This window comes from Edaphobacter sp. 4G125 (assembly GCF_014274685.1).
In the GTDB taxonomy this organism is placed as follows: domain Bacteria; phylum Acidobacteriota; class Terriglobia; order Terriglobales; family Acidobacteriaceae; genus Edaphobacter.
In genome coordinates, this window is sequence record NZ_CP060393.1 from 3,230,366 (window position 1) to 3,246,834 (window position 16,469).

A 16,469-nucleotide genomic window follows, 5' to 3' on the forward strand; every position below is an offset into this window, starting at 1 on the left:
TTCAGCGATCGGACACTTTTGTTTGTGTGGACGAAGAATGAAAAGAGCGCACCTTCGAGATCTGGTTCTACTGGGCAGCACAGTTGCAGGCGCCCTGTGGTTGGGGCAAAGTTTCTTTCCTTCCGTTGTGGCGGCTCAGGCGTCGTCTGCGCAGGCGGGAGTTCGCAAACAGGCTCCCATCAACAATGAGCACGTTGCGGCGGGAGATACTCTCTTCCAGCAGCGGTGCGCCTTTTGCCATGGGCGTGATGCCAGCGGTGGAGAATCCGGCCCGGACCTCACGCGTTCGAAGATCGTGCTGAACGATGTGAATGGAAGCACAATCGCAGACATTGTACGGAACGGACGCGCGGGCAAGATGCCTCCCTTCCAGATGAGCGAAACCGAAATGTCCGATCTGGTCGCCTTTATCCATGCGCAGGAACAAAAAGCCAAAGCATCTGGCAACCGGAAAGGCGTGGATGTTGCCGATCTCCAGACTGGCAATGTCGCCGCCGGAAAACAGTACTTTGAAGGAGCCGGAACCTGCTCCAGGTGCCACTCGGTGACTGGCGATCTGGCCCATATTGCGACGAAGTATCAGGGTCTTCAGCTCGAGATGCATATGCTCTATCCGCGGGACGCCAAGGGAAAGGCCACGGTTACTCTTCCTTCTGGCGAGAAGCTGACCGGCACGGTAGAGTATCACGACGAGTTTTACCTGGGCATCAAGCTACAGGATGGAACTTATCGATCCTGGCCCGTCTCGAAGATCCATTACACGATCGATGCGCCGCATGAGGCCCACGCTGAACTCTTCAGCAAGTACACCGACGACGACATTCACAATTTGATGGCCTATCTGCAAACCCTTCGCTAATCGCGATCAAAGGCTAGAGAGAGACTATGAACCCATTGAAGATGAGAGGGAACCTGGCGCGCTTTGCCTTGATACTGGCATTCTCTTCCGCAGGCATGGCTGCGGCACAGGCTCCTGACAACGCAGCTCTGTTAAAGCCAGGACCAGATAGCTGGCCGCTCTACCACGGAGACTACACGGGACAGCGCCATACCCGCCTTGCTCAGATCACTCCGCAGAATGTGAAGGGACTGACACTCGCCTGGGCGTTTCAGACAGGCATCCAGGGAGAGCTCAAGTCCAGCCCTCTTTTGATCGACGGCGTTCTTTACTTCACACTGCCGGATCATGTGTGGGCCATCGATGCGCGGTCTGGTCATCTGCTATGGCACTACACCTATCCGCCCAACAAAGGCCTGCATATCGGGCAGCGCGGCGTAGGAGCCTATAAAGGGGCGATCTACTTCCTCTCCCCAGACGGTCACCTGGTCTGTCTCGACGCCAAGACCGGCACGGTCAAATGGAATGTCGAGGTCGCCGATGTCAGTAAAGGTTACTGGACAACCATGTCGCCGTTCGTCGTAAAGAACCACGTAATCATTGGGGTCTCGGGCGACTTCGACAACCTGCACGGATATCTCAAATCTTTCGATCCAGAGACAGGCAAGCAACAGTGGCAGTGGGACAGCACACCTCCCAATCTGACGGGCGGCATGACCTGGATGACGGGGACCTACGATCCAGAATTGAACCTGATCTACTGGGGCACAGGCAATCCTACACCGGTACTGACGGCTGCCACGCGGCCGGGCGATGATCCTCACACATGCAGTATCGTCGCCCTGAACCCCGACACAGGAGAGCTGACCTGGGCCTTTCAGGTTTCGCCGCATGACACCCACGATTGGGATGCAGCAGAGGTTCCAGTGCTGGTCGACGGGACCTTCAAGGGACAGCCGCGAAAGATGGTGATGCAGGCCTCGCGCAATGGATACTTCGTTGTGTTGGATCGAACCAATGGCAAAAATCTGCTGACGGTTCCCTACAGCGCCGTCAACTGGTCACTTGGTCTGGATAAAGATGGGCGTCCCATTCCAAACCCGGCGAAGGAACCCGCGCCGGACGGACGACTGATTGCTCCCGATGAGGGCGGAGCAACGAACTACCGGTCGCCGAGCTTTGATCCGAAAACCGGCTTGTTTATCGTCAGCGCACGAGACGCTTACAGCATCTACTTTTCGAAGCCAGCGGATGGAACGTATGGGTGGTCAGGCGCTGACTATGGCGTATGGGGTAAGGGAGCGATCAAAGCCATTGACTATCAAACCGGCAAGATTCGCTGGACCCATGAGATTGGCAGAGGGGCTTCGACAGGAGTTCTGACAACCGCTTCGGGCCTGACCTTTACCGGCGACTCTCTTGGCAATGCTCTCGCGCTGGATACAGCTACAGGAAAAACGTTGTGGCACGCCCAGACGGGTTCCGGGATCGCGACTTCGCCCATCAGCTACGAGCTGGATGGACGACAGTATGTCATCATCGGCAGCGGCGGAGTTCAGTTTGCCTGGGTACTACCAGAGGGTTCCAACACAAAGTGACAGGAATCCTCACCAGGTCGATCTCCTGCGTGAAACATCTCTGAAGGCTCTTAGCCTTTATAGGGCCGAGTTCTGTTCTTTACTTTAATTAATTGTCCGAAGCTGGTGTCATCCTGAGCGAGCCGTAGGCGAGTCGAAGGGTCTGTAGTTTGCAGGATGTCTCTGACGACGAATTGGTATAAGCAAACGCAGGTCCCTCGACATCCTTGATGTGGATGACTTGCCCTTAAAAGGGCATAACGTCTCTAACTCTTCAGAAAGTTCTTCATCAGGAAGAGAACATTCGCGGGCCTTTCCGCCAGGCGGCGCATGAAGTAGGGATACCATTCCGGGCCGAATGGAACGTAGACGCGAACTCCGAAGCCCTGTTTCACAAGCCTGCGCTGAAGGTCGCGACGGATTCCGTACAGCATCTGAAACTCGAAAGCATCCTTAGGAACATGCTGTTCGCGAACGAAGGCCAACAGCTTTTCGACGATCGCTTCATCGTGTGTTGCGATTCCACAAAAAACTCCCGAAGTTATCAAGCGCTGCGCCAGCTTGACGTAGTTGGCGTCAACGTCTGTCTTGAGCGGAAACGCAATCTCGGCAGGTTCTTTGTACGCACCTTTGCAGAGGCGAATGCGGATTCCCTGCTTCAGCAAACGTTCGGCATCGCTTTCGGTCCGAAAAAGGTAAGCCTGCAGCACGGTCCCGACACAACCGGGGTACTGTGCATGAAGCCGTTCAGTGATGGCAATCGTCGCTTCCGTGTAGGGGCTGCCCTCCATGTCGATCCTGACAAAGGAGCCAACACGCGATGCGTGCTCCACCATCTCTCCCACGATCCTCTCGGCGAGCGCGGGATCGAAATCCATTCCCATCTGAGAAAGCTTTACGCTGACATTCGCCTTCAGTCCGTGGGGTGCAATTGCATCGAGCATCTGGTGGTAGACATCCGCCGAAGCCCGCGCCTCCGATTCCTGGTTGACGCTCTCTCCCAATGCATCCAGCGTGACAGCGATCCCTTCACGGTTGATGCGTTCGCAAACGTTAAGCGCCTCTCCAACTGTCATACCAGCGACAAACCGGCTCGACATGGTTCGTCCGATCGAGGAACGCTCGGCGAATCTTCTCGCCACTCTGTTTTGCGAGAGGCCGATGAAAAAAGATCGAAGCAAGGGTAGACACCTCAGTGCGGCACACCAACAGGCCGCACTGAGTATTGTGCCACGTCTATGAAGAGAGGGCCTTGATTGCCTGAGTCAGGGAATACCCGAAGAAATATCTCTTAGGGCCTCTTCCCCATCTGATTGTTTTTTACCGCAACCTGCAACGGAGTCACGGTAGGAGTAGCAACTCCGATGTACTCGAACAGGCTGTTGACAGAGTTGTCCGATGTCCACACGTTCCCCGAAGCATCGATAGCGATCCCCACGCCAGCGGTCGCGCGATCAGCGATAAATCCCGTTGCAGGTGAAAGCAACATACCTGAGTTCGCGAAGTGACTGATGGAGCCATCGGAGTTCGCAGTCCAGACAGTGTTGCCTCCATCAACAGCGATGGAAGCTGCTCCCGCCGGAATCGTATATCCCGAACCAGAGAGTGGTGTACCGCTCGAACTAAACTTGCTGACAATAGGGCTGTCGAAGCTGGAGACCCAGACATTTCCATTGCCATCGAGAGCAATACCAACCGCACCATTAATGCCTCCGCCGGTATAACCATTCGGAGCGATCACGGTTCCATCGTTTGCGAATTTGCTGACGCTATTGCTGTAACCGTAGTTTGCGACCCAAAGATTTTTGGAAGTATCGACGGCTACCGCATAAGGGAAGTCGAGTCCTCCCTGCTGGAACTGTCCCGCGGAACCACCGGAGGAGTTCAGCTTCGTCACCGTGTTATCGCCATTGGCAGTAAAAACATTCCCATCACTGTCGAGAGCAAGAGCATAAGGCAGCTTGAGTCCGCTGGTTGCGAAGCCGGAGCCAGACAGCGGCGCTCCGCTTGCGCTGTGTTCGCTCACAGTACTGTTGCCTTCATTCGCGGCCCACACATTGCCGGCTTGATCGATCGCCACGGCCAGGGGATAGCTCAGGCCGCCGCCAGTAAATCCTGCGTTTCCGGAAAGTGGTTCGCCGGCGGGACCAAACTTACTCAGAGTCCCTGGATCAGAGGAGTTCGGAACCCAAATATTTCCCGAGCCGTCGGCTGCGATGAGCTGCCCATAATTGAGACCGCCGCCAGTGTATTCGACGCTGAGCGTCCAATCGCTTGGCGCGCCTGCAACGGGATTCTGATATGGACCACTCAGCGGGAGTGAGCCCTGATTTAATTGCAGACTCAATCCTGGATGAAGCGCTATGTTCAGAATTGCGGCAAAGGTATTACCGGGATTCGATCCTCCAAAGGAGGTGGCCTGGAAAAGGTTCAAGCAGCTGGCCGCTCCGCTTACAGACTGAACACAGTTGGCGAGCAGATTCGCAAGAATATTGATCTTGTTTGTAGGAATGGTCCCGTTGCCCGCTAGTGTCTTCGCACGGATCTGACCCGTTGCACCATCGTAGAGGTTATTCGCAGTCCGAAAGGCATTCAACAGGCCAATCGCATTACTGCTACTACTCCCAACAGCGGTACCGACGGAACTGAGAAATGGAGATAAAGCAAAGGCGCTGGCAACCGTGGTGATCTCGTTCACTACAATGGTCGAAGAAGCGATGTTGCTGCATGCTCCAAGCGCAGACAGCAGTGTGATGCCGGAATTCGCTCCCGTTCCCGCATTGCCACCAGTCGCTACTAAATAGACCTGTGTTGTGGCTGACGGACAGGTGTATGCGCCATCAAGGGAGAAAGACCCATCGCTTGCGGTAAGAATCGACGCGCCTTGAAGCAGCGAGGTAGCTCCTGCACCATAGCCAGAGGTTCCTACGGCATAGAGCGAGATCGTTGCTCCCGAGATGGGATGATTACTCCCTGGCCCGCTATATACGTGACCTGAAATTGCAGGGGGAACCGTAACGGGAGGCGTTGTAGTTCCAGAACCACCAGACGAAGGTGGTGTGGTACCGCCACCTCCGGATGAGGGAGGAGTTGTAGTTCCCGTCGACGGAGGTGTCGAACCGCTTCCGCTCGAAGGTGGCGTTGTGGTTCCCGTTGCTGGCGGAGTCGTTGTACCGGTTGTTGGCGGCGAAGGAGTTCCTGTCGACGGAGGAGTCGTTGTACCCGTTGAAGGCGATTGCCCTCCACTCGCGGCCGGTGGATCAGAGGGAGCTCCCGTTGAAGGTGGCTTCGAAGGTGTCGTTGTGGTCCCACTGCTTCCAGACCCACCAGAGAGCAGTGAAGAGGTTGGAAAGACTCCGGCGCCACAGCCTGTAAGGGCCAGGGCCACACAAACATACATCCCACCCAGGGATTTCTTCCAATACATAAAGCTCCTTGGCTAACTCGTCTTATCGTTCAAGGCGACTCAAGGGAAAAGTGCAACAAAGATGCGCAAATAAAACATAACCAAGGAGAAAACACACGTTGGCGGGATGCTCGATCGATCCGGAGAAAGCCAAGTTCAACAATCCTGCGCGGTAGAGCGCGTGCAAAACTCAGCGGGGGAGGAATATGGAGAGTTTACATAAATAATGCAGGCCTTTGCAGAGGAAAACTAAAAAAGAGAATTAATTTCCTCTGCGCAGTTACTTGACCAGGCTGGAGTCCTGGGTTGCGGAATGCACAGGAGCCAGCGGGACCGGCCGCGTGACCATCGACGTAGTGTCGCGCATCGCGGCGATGGCTTTGTCGTAACGCCCAGCCAGAGAGTTGGAGCGAATGTGGGCCATATCCTGCAGCATCTTCATACCATCTTTCAGATAGCTGATCCTGCTGCGCTCGTCATGCCCCCAGGTCACGGGAACCTCGCGAATCTGATATCCCAGCTTCCGCGCGATAAACAGAATTTCAGGATCGAAGCCCCAACGCTCAATGGTCTGCAACCGAAAAATGACCTGGGCCGCAGAACGCTTAAAGGCTTTGAACCCACACTGCGTGTCTTTGAAAGGAAGCCCCATCACGGTGCGAGTGATCCAGTTGAAACATCGCCCGAAGAACTGACGATAGAGCGGCTGATGAATCGTCTGCCGGGCGCGATCGAGCCAACGCGAACCGATGGCCACATCCGCTCCTTCGCGGATAGCAGTAATCAGCCTTTCGGCCTCTTCCATGGGGGCGGAAAGATCGGCGTCTGTAAACATCACGATATCCCCGGCTGCCTGCAGAAGACCATTGCGAACGGAGTAACCTTTTCCACGATTCCCCGGATTCTGAATCAGGTGGAGGCGCGGATGGGTCTGCATCCAGTGCTGCACGATCTGAGCGGTATTATCGGACGATCCATCATCCACCACCAGGACTTCGGCGTTCCACCCCTGCTCCGCGATACAGGACGTAACACGTTCCAGCGCACTCTCAATGCGAGCGCTTTCGTTATAAGCGGGGATCACAATGCTCAATTCGGGGTGCGCCATTGCGCGAAGCCAGCCTTCCTAGGGAGAAAAAGTCCTGCAGATTACAGTATGGTGGGGACCGATATCGCCGTTCATCATACTGCAATGATTGGACGGATGAATATCTATTTCTGTTTCAAATCAACAGATCTCCCACTCAAAATAAGGTCTTCCGGAGCGATTTCCTTGTAGAGCTTCAGTGTTTGGAGAGTGCCTGCTACACTCCACAACATGCCGGACGATTATCCGCAACAGCCACCTTCACCTCCGCCGCCCCCGCCGCCGCAGTTCGGAGGATATGCTCCTCCGGCGAATCCCTATTCCTACGCGGGGAGCCCACTCCCCCCAGTGTACCGGCCTGCGCCCAGAGTAAACCGCTCACCCTGGTTCTATGTTCTGGCCATTGGTGGATCGTTCGCCGCAATCTGCCTGGTGCTCAGCGGCATGTTCTGGCTCATGATGCGGTCGGTTCAAGGTGGGAACGGTTCCGGTCTGGGGCTTGGAGAAGACAGGATCGCCGTCATCGACATCACCGGGGTGATCCTTTCTCCGGAAGCAATCAATGCGCAGCTCCGCAAGTTTGGTGATGACTCTTCCGTCAAGGCCATCATCCTGCACATTAATTCTCCTGGTGGCGGAGCCGCAGCGTCACAGGAGATCTATCACGAGGTCCTGCGCGTCCGGAAGGAAAAGCACAAAAAGATTATTGCCTCGGTAGAGAGCGTAGGAGCTTCGGGCGCATACTACATTGCCAGCGCATGTGACCGGATCTATGCCAATGAGGCATCGGTCGTGGGTTCGATCGGTGTCATCATGGAATGGATGAACTACGGCGACCTGCTCAAATGGGCCAAGCTGAAGAACATCACAATTACGGCAGGAGAACTAAAGGACGCCGGCGATCCAAGTCGCGATCTGACTCCCAAGGAACAGGCTTATTTTCAGGGGCTTGTAAATAACATGTACTCGCAGTTTGTACATGATGTTGCCATCGGGCGGAAGACGACCGACGACAAGATCAAACCTTTGGCTACGGGGCAGGTTTGGACTGGCGAGCAGTCTCTCTCGCTGGGGCTGATCGACCGGGTAGGAGGATTCCGTACTGCCCTGATGGATACAGCCCGCGAAGTTGGAATCTCAGGGGAGCCCTCCATTGTGCGACCCGCCAAGAATAAGCGTGGATTGCTCGCAGTTCTGACGGACGACGGCGAAGATCTCTTCCCCAACCCGAGCCAGCTTCTGAACCGAGCCCCCGGGTTCTATTTCATGTGGAAGTAAGTGGTAGTCCGCTGGTCTTTAGAGGGCGTGGTCAGACCTCTAAAGACCTCCTACTGTTAACTGTTAGAGGTCGGGCCGGGAGATATTCTTTCAGATTCCGCATCACTTCGAGTTTCCTTTCAGTGATGAGATGCATCCCATTTATAATCAAGTCAGTAGGCCGGTGCTTTTGGGAATTGCCTGCTCGACCCTCCCTGATTGAAAGGACCCGCTCATGACCAAGGCCGATCTTGTCGACAAAGTAACCGCCCTCGGCGACCTCACACGGCGCGATGGCGAGGTGATCGTCGATACGCTCTTTGAATCTGTCATCGGAGCCCTGAAGGCTGGTGACAAAATTGAGATTCGTGGTTTCGGAAGTTTTCGTACTAGGCAGCGGAATGCGCGCACTGGCCGCAATCCAAAAACCGGCGAGAAAGTCGACGTGCCGGCTAAGCGAGTTCCCTTTTTCAAGCCTTCAAAAGAACTGCGCGACCTGGTCAATCCGAGCGGCGTAAAATCGTCGCCACGGTCTGCAAGTACGAATAAGGTCGATCCACACCATCCGCCAGCGATGTAACGAATTTTGATTTTTCACCGAGAAGGTCATGGCTCACACAACGTAGAGCCATGACTTCGTTGGTTAAAGTGCTCCTGTCCCGTCGTACGGGATGCTCTATACTGTGAGGGCGTGGAGCTGTTTCTCAATTTTGTGTGGTTTTCTATCTCGCTCACCATGATCCTCGTGTGGATACAGGCTGTTCGACGTGGACACACAAAATCGAACTGGAACACCTTCATCGCACTGATTCTTCTGCTGGTTCTACTTTTCCCCGTCATCTCGATCACCGACGACCTTGGGGCAATGGGTAACCCATCGGCTGAGTTCGAGCATTTGGTTCGTCGCAGCGAGATGCCTCCGCTACCCCTGACACAAGATATCTCCGCTCTCCTCGAGATTGGAATTCTCGCAATTCTGCTTTGCTTCTGCCTGGCAGTTCTTTTCATCTGGATGTCGCGATTCAGCATTCAGGCCTCTCTTCGGAGACTGGCCGATGGCTTTGCCCGCAGTGTAGGGGTCCGCCCTCCTCCCATGGTTTCTCTGTCCGCTTAGCTCTTCTTACAGAGAATTTTTAAGTTTTCCCTGTTTTCTCCCTTTTTTCTAATTCGAAGGTAGGCATGATTCTGAAAGCATTTCGTGCTGTCGGTGCCGTCGCCCTTTTGGTCGCGCCCGTGCTTGTGGCACAAACCCCTGCTGCCGCATCTCCGTCTACGCCGCTTACGCTGCAGCAGGCCGAGGCGCGTGCGTTAGCTGCAAACCCCATGCTGCTCTCGGCACAGCAACATGTCTCCGCAGTCGAGGCCAACAAGATCACAGCTGGACTCCGTCAGAATCCGAATCTCACTCTCTATGGACAGGGCGTTACGCTCCCTGAGATTCCGCCACCAAATGGAAATCCATTTTTCTATTCAGCAACAGTGTCTCGACTCTTCGAACGTGGGCAGAAACGTCGATGGCGGTTGGAATCGGCGACAGCGACGGCTGACTCGACACAGAGTGCATATCACGATCAGCAGCGGCAGCTCGTGCTGGCTGTTCGTCAGGCCTTTACCAATATGTTGCTGGCCAAAGACTCTCTCGCAGTGGCCCAGGAAAACCTGACCGACTACCGCAAGACCGTCGATCTGAGCCGGGCAAGGCTCGATGCCGGAGACATCACCCGCACCGACTTTGAACGGATCGACCTGCAACAGGCGCAATTCGAAGCCGATGCGGATAACGCTCAACTGGCACTGCAACAAGCCTCCGCGCAGCTTCAACTGCTTTTCGGCATCGATCATCCAACGAACACACTGGATATCGTGGGGAGCCTGACTCCACCACCGATCCCTGTCACCCTTACTGAGGTGGAAAACCAGGCCCTTGCCTCGCGTCCGGATTATCTCTCAGCACGACAGGCCCTGACCGCCGCTGAGGCCGAAGCGCGCCTCGCGATCGCAGGCGGAACTACGGACCCAACGCTTTCAACCGAATACGACCGCAACGGTATCGACAACTCCTTCGGTGTAAGTCTTGCCATCCCGTTACGAATCTTCGATCGCAATCAAGGGGAGAAGGTGCGGACGCGTTACGAGGTCGAATCCAGCCGCCTTGCCGTTACCGCGGCGCGCAACCAGGTCGTCTCTGATGTCGATCAGGCATGGATGGCCCTCGATACCGCGCAGAAGATGTCCCATCGCTACAACAGTCACTATCTCGACGAAGCTGCGCATGTCCGCGACAACTTGCAGTTCAGCTATCGCAACGGCAATTCAACTCTGCTCGACTACCTCTCGGCGCTGCGCGACTATCGCGCCATCCGCCTCAGCAGCCTTACAGCCAATGCTCAGGTCTGGCTGGCCATTCACCAACTTAGCTTTGCCACTGCGACGAACATCGTCCCATAAAGGACCGCATGAATACGATACGAATTGAATCCCTGCTTCTGCTTGCGCTTATTGCGATGCCTATCGTTGCATGCAAATCATCTGCGCCAGCTTCTACTGATGCACAGCAGCCCGCAAATGCCGGAATCGAAACGGCGATTGCGCACATGAAACAAGGCACCGACTTTCTTGAGCTCCCGGCGCACATCGAAGCCGATCCCTCGCGTGTAGTCCGCGTCTTCCCTCCCCTGAGCGGACGAATGCTCGGGCTGCGGGTGCTTCCAGGCCAGGAGGTCAAGAAAGGAGATGTCGTCGCAACGCTCCAGAGCAGCGATATCGCCGCTGCCCGTTCGGACTTCGAGAAGGCAAAGATCGAAGTACTTCGCGCAGACCGTGCTTTAACACGAGGCAAATTGCTGCTCGACCACGAAGTGCTGTCGCAGGCCGACTACTACGAGTTGGAAGCAACCGATCAAAGCGCTCATTCCGAGTTGGATCGGGCACGCCAGCGCATCCACGAATTAGGGTTCTCCGAGAACAACACTTCGGATGAGGTGGCGCTACGTGCGCCAATCTCCGGCGTGGTGCTCGACATCGGCACAGCAACCGGCGAGATGCAACGATCGCTCGATAACGCAACTCCCATTGCTACGATCGCAAACATTGATTCGGTCTGGACCGTCGGCGACGTCTTCGAGCGTGACCTGGCAACTCTGAAACCGGGCCGCGAGGTGCAGGTCGTCGTTCCCGCTTATCCCGGGCTGGACCTCACAGGACGCATCGCCAATATCGGCGATGCCATCGATCCCAATACCCACACACTCAAGCTGCGCGTAATTCTTCCGAATCCAAAGCACACGCTGAAGACAGACATGTTTGCGACGATTCGCATCCCCGGAGCCGAACGCAACACCATCATCCTACCGGCGACCGCTGTACTGCACGATGGCGAGAAAACCTCCGTCTTTGTTGTGAACGCATCCGGCAAATACGAACAACGCCCGGTCACGATAGGCCGCAGATTTGATTCAGGAACGATCAAGAGCGTCGAGATCCTGACCGGCATCAACGACGGCGAAAAGGTTGTCACATCCGGCGGAGCACTGCTTCGTCCCAACAACGGGGAGTGATCGCGTGCAGGCATTGATTCGTCTCTTCATCCGCTACCGCGCTATCATCCTCATCCTCTTTGCGGTCATGCTTGCTGCTGGAGGCTTCGCGCTTTCACGCCTCGATATCGAGGCCTATCCCGATCCTTCTCCACCGCTGGTCGAAATCATCACGCAGAATCCGTCGTGGTCCGCCGAAGAAATGGAACAGCAGGTGACCGTTCCTGTCGAAACAACACTGAACGGCACGCCACATCTCGCTCAGGTTCGCTCTATCTCGATCTTCGGGCTCTCCGATGTGAAGCTCTACTTCAGCTTTGACTCGGACTACTTTCGCGATCGCCAGGAAGTGCTGAATCGCCTGCAAACTTTGCAGCTTCCCAACAACCTGCAACCGCAGCTTTCCCCTTGGTCGCCCATCGGCGAGATCTATCGCTATCAACTCACAGGTCCGGGTTACACCCTCAACGAGATCAAAGCCACGCAGGATTGGCTGGTACGCCGTGAGCTGAAGCAGGTTCCTGGCATTATCGATATCACCACCTTTGGCGGAACCACGCGCCAGTATCAGGTCGAGGCCGATCCAAACCGCCTGCTCAGCTATGGCGTTACACTCCCGCAGGTTCTCAACGCCATTCAATCGTCGAATGCGAATGCCGGCGGAAACTACGTTCAGCTAGGAAACCAGAACATCAATGTCCGCGCGCTGGGCCAGGTACACTCGATCGAAGACATTGCCCACATCGTCGTTGCAGAAAAGAATGGCGCACCCATTACGGTTGGCGATATAGGAAACGTTCGCGAAGGCTTCCAGCCTCGCCTCGGTCAGGTAGGACGCGGTAAAGACAACGACATCGTCCTTGGAATTGTCCTTCTGCAAAAAGAAGAGAAGTCACTTCCAGCGCTGAAGGCGCTTAAGGAAAAGATCGCCAGTCTCAACTCCGGAAGTCTCCTCCCGCCAGGAATGCACATCAGCACTATCTACGATCGGACAAACCTCATCAATCGTACAACGCACACGGTTCGCGAGGTCATCTTCACCGGACTTGTTCTCGTAACACTGGTCCTGCTCTCCATGCTTGGCGATCTGCGCATCACCTTCATTGCCGCAGTCACGATTCCCTTTGCCGTGCTCTTTGCCTTCGGCATGATGGTGCTCACAGGCCGTTCAGCAAATCTTATCTCTATCGGCGCAATCGACTTCGGCATCCTGGTCGATTCGTCGATCATCGTGCTCGAGAGCATCTATCGCAAACTCTCCCGCCGAGTCCCCGGAGAACAAACCGGCGATCTGATCGTCGAAGGCGTAACCGATGCTGCGCGCCCTGTTCTGTTCTCAACGGCGATTATTCTTATCGCCTTCATCCCTCTCTTCACCATGCAGGGAGTCGCGGGGCAGATCTTCTCGCCCATGTCGGTCACCTATGGCTTCGCATTGATGGGCGCATTGCTGTTCGCGCTGATCTTCGCTCCAGTGCTCGGATACATGACGGCTCCAGCAGAGCAGAAGGTCGGTGACGGATACACATGGCTCAGCCGTCGCCTGAAGAATGGCTACGAAAGCACGCTGCGTCACTCCCTCCGCTTCCCTCGTCTAGTCTGGATCGGCGCTGCTGCAATGCTGGGAATTGGAGTGCTCTGCTTTGTCCTTGTCGGAGGCGAATTCATGCCTCCGCTGGAAGAAGGCAATCTCTGGATTCGTGCCACGCTTCCACAGGATGTCTCGTTCGACACCTCGGTGAACATTGCAAATCAGTTGCGTGCTCTGATCGCCGAATCTCCTGAAGTCACCCAAACGGTTTCGCAGATGGGACGCCCCGATGATGGAACGGACGTCTCTACCTTCAACAATGTTGAGGTGTCGGTCACGCTTAAGCCTCAGGAAGAATGGCGGCCTGGTCTGACCAAGCCAAAGCTGATCGATGAGATCAACCGACGCCTCTCGCGCTTTCCTGGCATTGAACTCAACTTCTCACAGAACATTCAGGACAACGTGGAAGAAGCAATGTCTGGCGTAAAAGGCGAGAACTCGCTGAAGCTCTTCGGCGACGATCTCGATACGCTGACATTTCTTTCGAGCAAGATTGAGAAGACCATGGAATCCATTCCTGGCGTTGCGGATGTGGGCGTCTTCAAAGTCGGAGGACAGCCCTCTCTCGTCATCCAGATCGACCGCGCACGTGCAGCACGATACGGCATCCTCTCAGGAGATATTAATGCCGTGGTCCAGGCCGCCGTCGGCGGAGCACCTGTCACCCAGGTGATCCAGGGAGATCGTCGCTTCGACCTTACGGTACGTTATCCCGAAGCCAATCGCTCTACGCCTGAAGCCGTTCGCGCCATCCTTATTCCTACTGTCGACGGCGGTAAGATTCCGCTGGCACAGATTGCGGATGTCTCGATCCGCGAGGGCAGCTTTCAGATCTTCCGTGAAGGAGGCCGCCGTTACATCCCCATCAAATTCTCGGTACGCGGACGAGACCTCGCGACCACCATCACCGAGCTACAGGCGAAGCTCAAGCAGCAGGTTCCCATGCCGACTGGCTATGACTACACCTGGGCGGGCGAGTTTGATTCACTCCGCAAGGAACAGGCGAGACTCGCAGTCATCATTCCCATCTCGCTCGTGATTATTGTCATTCTGCTCTATATGCAGTTCGGCACATGGAAGGACGCACTCATCGTAGTCGCAACACTTCCCTTCGCGGCTGTGGGGGGCACCGTCTCACTCTTCCTCACCCATACTCCCTTCAGCATCTCCGCAGCAGTTGGCTTCACCTCGCTGATCGGCGTAGCCACGCTGGGTGCTGTCGTCTTCATGTCAGGAGTGCGCCGCGCCCAACGTGAAAGCGTCGATGGAACGGGACTCGAACACGGATGCGTTGACGAGATGCGCCCCGTTGTCATGGCCTGCATGGCCGCTGGCCTGGGGCTGCTCCCTGCTGCTTTATCCAATGGCATCGGCGCCCAGGCACAGCAACCACTCGCGCGCGTCGTCGTAGGAGGCATGGCAACAACCATCATCGCAATTCTGTTCATCATGCCTTTACTGCTGCGTAAGCCGCCAACACGACCCTTCACAGCCACCGGCAGCATTGAGGCGGAGTAATCCGCCTCAGTGCCCGCCAGAGGGCTTGCCGCTAAGCTGAAACTTCTGGAGGAAGAACAGCAGTGGCGTAACCGCGAGCGTCACCCAGCCGATGGCGCGAAACACATCCATGAACCCCAGCAGGCTGGTCTGCGCCGTCAGTTGGTTGTAGTAGCGCAGAGTCGCGGCTCTCACGGCATCTGCATGCGAATACCCTTGCGTCATCAGATAATTCGTCGTCTGACGAATCGAATCTTGTAGCCATGCTCCTGAAGCAGGCAGATTCGCCGACATCACCGACTGGTGGAAGCTCTGCCGCCGTTCGCTCATCGTGGTCGCAAACGAAATTCCGAAGCTGCCACCCCAGTTGCGGAAGAGGTTAGTCAGACTCGATGCGCGATTGTTCTCGTTGGGTTTTAATTGCGAATAGGCAACGACCGTGAGCGGCACGAAGAAGAAGGCATAACCCAAACCCTGAAACGCTCTGGCAAACGCGTAGTGCCAGTAATCCGTCTGAAGAGTCAGGCCACTGTAGTAGATCATCGAGGCCGAAATCGTCACCAGGCTGAAGGCCAGCAGCATTCGAGGATGTACGATCTTCCGTTGAACCAGCTGTGCTCCCACTGGAGCCAGTACCGTAATAACAAAGGCTCCCGGCCCCAGGACGAGTCCTGCATCGACAGCCTGATATCCATAAAGCGATTGCAACATCTGGGGGATCATGGCCGCTGTAGCAAAAGACCCGAAACCGAAGATGAAGTAGAACACCGACGCAATCGCGAAATTCGGATAACGCAGCAGACGCAGTTCAATAATCGGATCATCCGTCTTCAGCTCCCAGTAAATCGCTACCGCAAAGCACACCAGAGCAATAGCAAACAACCAGCAGATAAAGCGGCTCCCAAACCAGTCATCGATCTGGCCGCGGTCCAGCATAATTTCCAATGCAGCCGAACCCAGAGCAATCAGGCCGATTCCAACACCATCAATCTTGAACTGACCATTCTTCTTGGCTTTCTCCCGCTCTTCTTTGAAGACAGGAGGATCACTGACAAAACGGTTCGTAAGGTAGAGCGAGAGAATCCCCACCGGAATATTGATCAAAAATACCCATCGCCAGTTGTAGTTGTCCGTGATCCAACCGCCGAGAACAGGTCCAATCGCAGGAGCCGTCACGATCGCCACCGTATAAAGAGCAAAAGCCGAAGCTCGCTTCGCGGGAGGAAACGTATCCACCAGGATCGCCTGTTCTACCGGCGCAAGCCCTCCCCCACCAATCCCCTGCAACACGCGGCTCAGCAGCAGCACACCAAGCGACGGAGCAATGCCGCAGAAGAACGACGTCAGGGTAAACAGGGCCACGCAGGCCATGTAATAGTTCTTCCTTCCGAAGACCCGGCTTAACCACGCACTCATCGGCAGCACCACGGCGTTGGCCACCAGATACGTCGTCAGAATCCAGGTCACCTCGTCGAAGCTGCGCCCCAGGCCACCTGCGATATGCGGCAAGGACACGTTCGCGATGGACGTGTCCAACAACTCCATGAATGTCGCCAGCGTTACCGTAAGGGCGATCACCCACGGGTTGACGGCCTTCTTCGCAACCGCTGCGCGCGGAGGAGCCAATACCTGGACTGCACCCATCTCTGCCTTCTTTCAAAAAGCGACCAATTGGTCGCA

The 16,469-nt window shown here is 55.6% G+C and carries 12 protein-coding genes; 8 read left to right on the plus strand and 4 right to left on the minus strand.

Features of this window, described 5'->3' with window-relative positions:
- The first annotated feature begins 37 nt into the window (after positions 1-37).
- Both H7846_RS13415 and H7846_RS13420 read left to right on the plus strand, forming a co-directional pair.
- The gene (locus H7846_RS13415; RefSeq protein WP_186692714.1) at positions 38-859 is read left to right on the plus strand and encodes a c-type cytochrome; all 822 of its coding nucleotides are present in this window, start codon (positions 38-40) and stop codon (positions 857-859) included.
- A 26-nt stretch (positions 860-885) separates the two neighbouring features.
- Positions 886-2,436, plus strand: a complete 1,551-nt coding sequence (locus tag H7846_RS13420) for an acido-empty-quinoprotein group A (RefSeq protein ID WP_255460637.1) — start codon at positions 886-888, stop codon at positions 2,434-2,436.
- A 245-nt stretch (positions 2,437-2,681) separates the two neighbouring features.
- Here H7846_RS13420 and H7846_RS13425 read toward each other — a convergent pair whose 3' ends face one another.
- The 3 genes from H7846_RS13425 to H7846_RS13435 form a co-directional block, all read right to left on the minus strand.
- Complete coding sequence (locus H7846_RS13425; protein ID WP_370561265.1) at positions 2,682-3,557, minus strand: proline dehydrogenase family protein; 876 nt, start codon at positions 3,555-3,557, stop codon at positions 2,682-2,684.
- Positions 3,558-3,706: 149 nt separating this feature from the next.
- On the minus strand, positions 3,707-5,842 hold the full coding sequence (locus H7846_RS13430) for an NHL repeat-containing protein (protein WP_186692718.1): 2,136 nt from the start codon (positions 5,840-5,842) through the stop codon (positions 3,707-3,709).
- A 259-nt stretch (positions 5,843-6,101) separates the two neighbouring features.
- A complete protein-coding gene (locus H7846_RS13435) occupies positions 6,102-6,929 on the minus strand; it encodes a dolichyl-phosphate beta-glucosyltransferase (protein ID WP_186692720.1) in 828 nt (275 codons plus the stop codon).
- Positions 6,930-7,118: 189 nt separating this feature from the next.
- Here H7846_RS13435 and sppA point away from each other — a divergent pair, with 189 nt between their 5' ends.
- The 6 genes from sppA (at position 7,119) to H7846_RS13465 (ending at position 14,810) form a co-directional block, all read left to right on the plus strand.
- Positions 7,119-8,186, plus strand: coding sequence for a signal peptide peptidase SppA (sppA, locus tag H7846_RS13440; RefSeq protein ID WP_255460638.1), 1,068 nt, complete (start codon positions 7,119-7,121; stop codon positions 8,184-8,186).
- A gap of 214 nt (positions 8,187-8,400) precedes the next feature.
- A complete protein-coding gene (locus H7846_RS13445) occupies positions 8,401-8,745 on the plus strand; it encodes an HU family DNA-binding protein (RefSeq protein ID WP_186692722.1) in 345 nt (114 codons plus the stop codon).
- A gap of 132 nt (positions 8,746-8,877) precedes the next feature.
- Positions 8,878-9,279 (plus strand): hypothetical protein, encoded by a 402-nt coding sequence (locus H7846_RS13450; protein ID WP_186692724.1) that lies wholly within the window; start codon positions 8,878-8,880, stop codon positions 9,277-9,279.
- A 65-nt stretch (positions 9,280-9,344) separates the two neighbouring features.
- Positions 9,345-10,613 (plus strand): TolC family protein, encoded by a 1,269-nt coding sequence (locus H7846_RS13455; protein ID WP_186692725.1) that lies wholly within the window; start codon positions 9,345-9,347, stop codon positions 10,611-10,613.
- Between the two features lie 8 nt (positions 10,614-10,621).
- Positions 10,622-11,722 (plus strand): efflux RND transporter periplasmic adaptor subunit, encoded by a 1,101-nt coding sequence (locus H7846_RS13460; RefSeq protein ID WP_186692727.1) that lies wholly within the window; start codon positions 10,622-10,624, stop codon positions 11,720-11,722.
- A 4-nt stretch (positions 11,723-11,726) separates the two neighbouring features.
- Entirely contained in the window at positions 11,727-14,810 is a 3,084-nt protein-coding gene (locus H7846_RS13465) for an efflux RND transporter permease subunit (RefSeq protein WP_186692729.1), read from the plus strand.
- 6 nt (positions 14,811-14,816) lie between these two features.
- Here H7846_RS13465 and H7846_RS13470 read toward each other — a convergent pair whose 3' ends face one another.
- Positions 14,817-16,433 carry a DHA2 family efflux MFS transporter permease subunit gene (locus H7846_RS13470; RefSeq protein WP_186692731.1) on the minus strand — a complete coding sequence of 539 codons (1,617 nt, stop codon included), beginning with the start codon at positions 16,431-16,433 and terminating at the stop codon, positions 14,817-14,819.
- Between the last annotated feature and the right edge of the window lie 36 nt (positions 16,434-16,469).

What these genes read in the sequence shown, in the direction of transcription:
- H7846_RS13415 (WP_186692714.1), top strand. Translation starts at nt 38, where the DNA reads ATGAAAAGAGCGCACCTTCGAGATCTGGTTCTACTGGGCAGCACAGTT.
- H7846_RS13420 (WP_255460637.1), top strand. Translation starts at nt 886, where the DNA reads ATGAACCCATTGAAGATGAGAGGGAACCTGGCGCGCTTTGCCTTGATA.
- H7846_RS13430 (WP_186692718.1), bottom strand. Translation starts at nt 5,842, where the DNA reads ATGTATTGGAAGAAATCCCTGGGTGGGATGTATGTTTGTGTGGCCCTG.
- H7846_RS13435 (WP_186692720.1), bottom strand. Translation starts at nt 6,929, where the DNA reads ATGGCGCACCCCGAATTGAGCATTGTGATCCCCGCTTATAACGAAAGC.
- H7846_RS13445 (WP_186692722.1), top strand. Translation starts at nt 8,401, where the DNA reads ATGACCAAGGCCGATCTTGTCGACAAAGTAACCGCCCTCGGCGACCTC.
- H7846_RS13455 (WP_186692725.1), top strand. Translation starts at nt 9,345, where the DNA reads ATGATTCTGAAAGCATTTCGTGCTGTCGGTGCCGTCGCCCTTTTGGTC.
- H7846_RS13460 (WP_186692727.1), top strand. Translation starts at nt 10,622, where the DNA reads ATGAATACGATACGAATTGAATCCCTGCTTCTGCTTGCGCTTATTGCG.
- H7846_RS13470 (WP_186692731.1), bottom strand. Translation starts at nt 16,433, where the DNA reads ATGGGTGCAGTCCAGGTATTGGCTCCTCCGCGCGCAGCGGTTGCGAAG.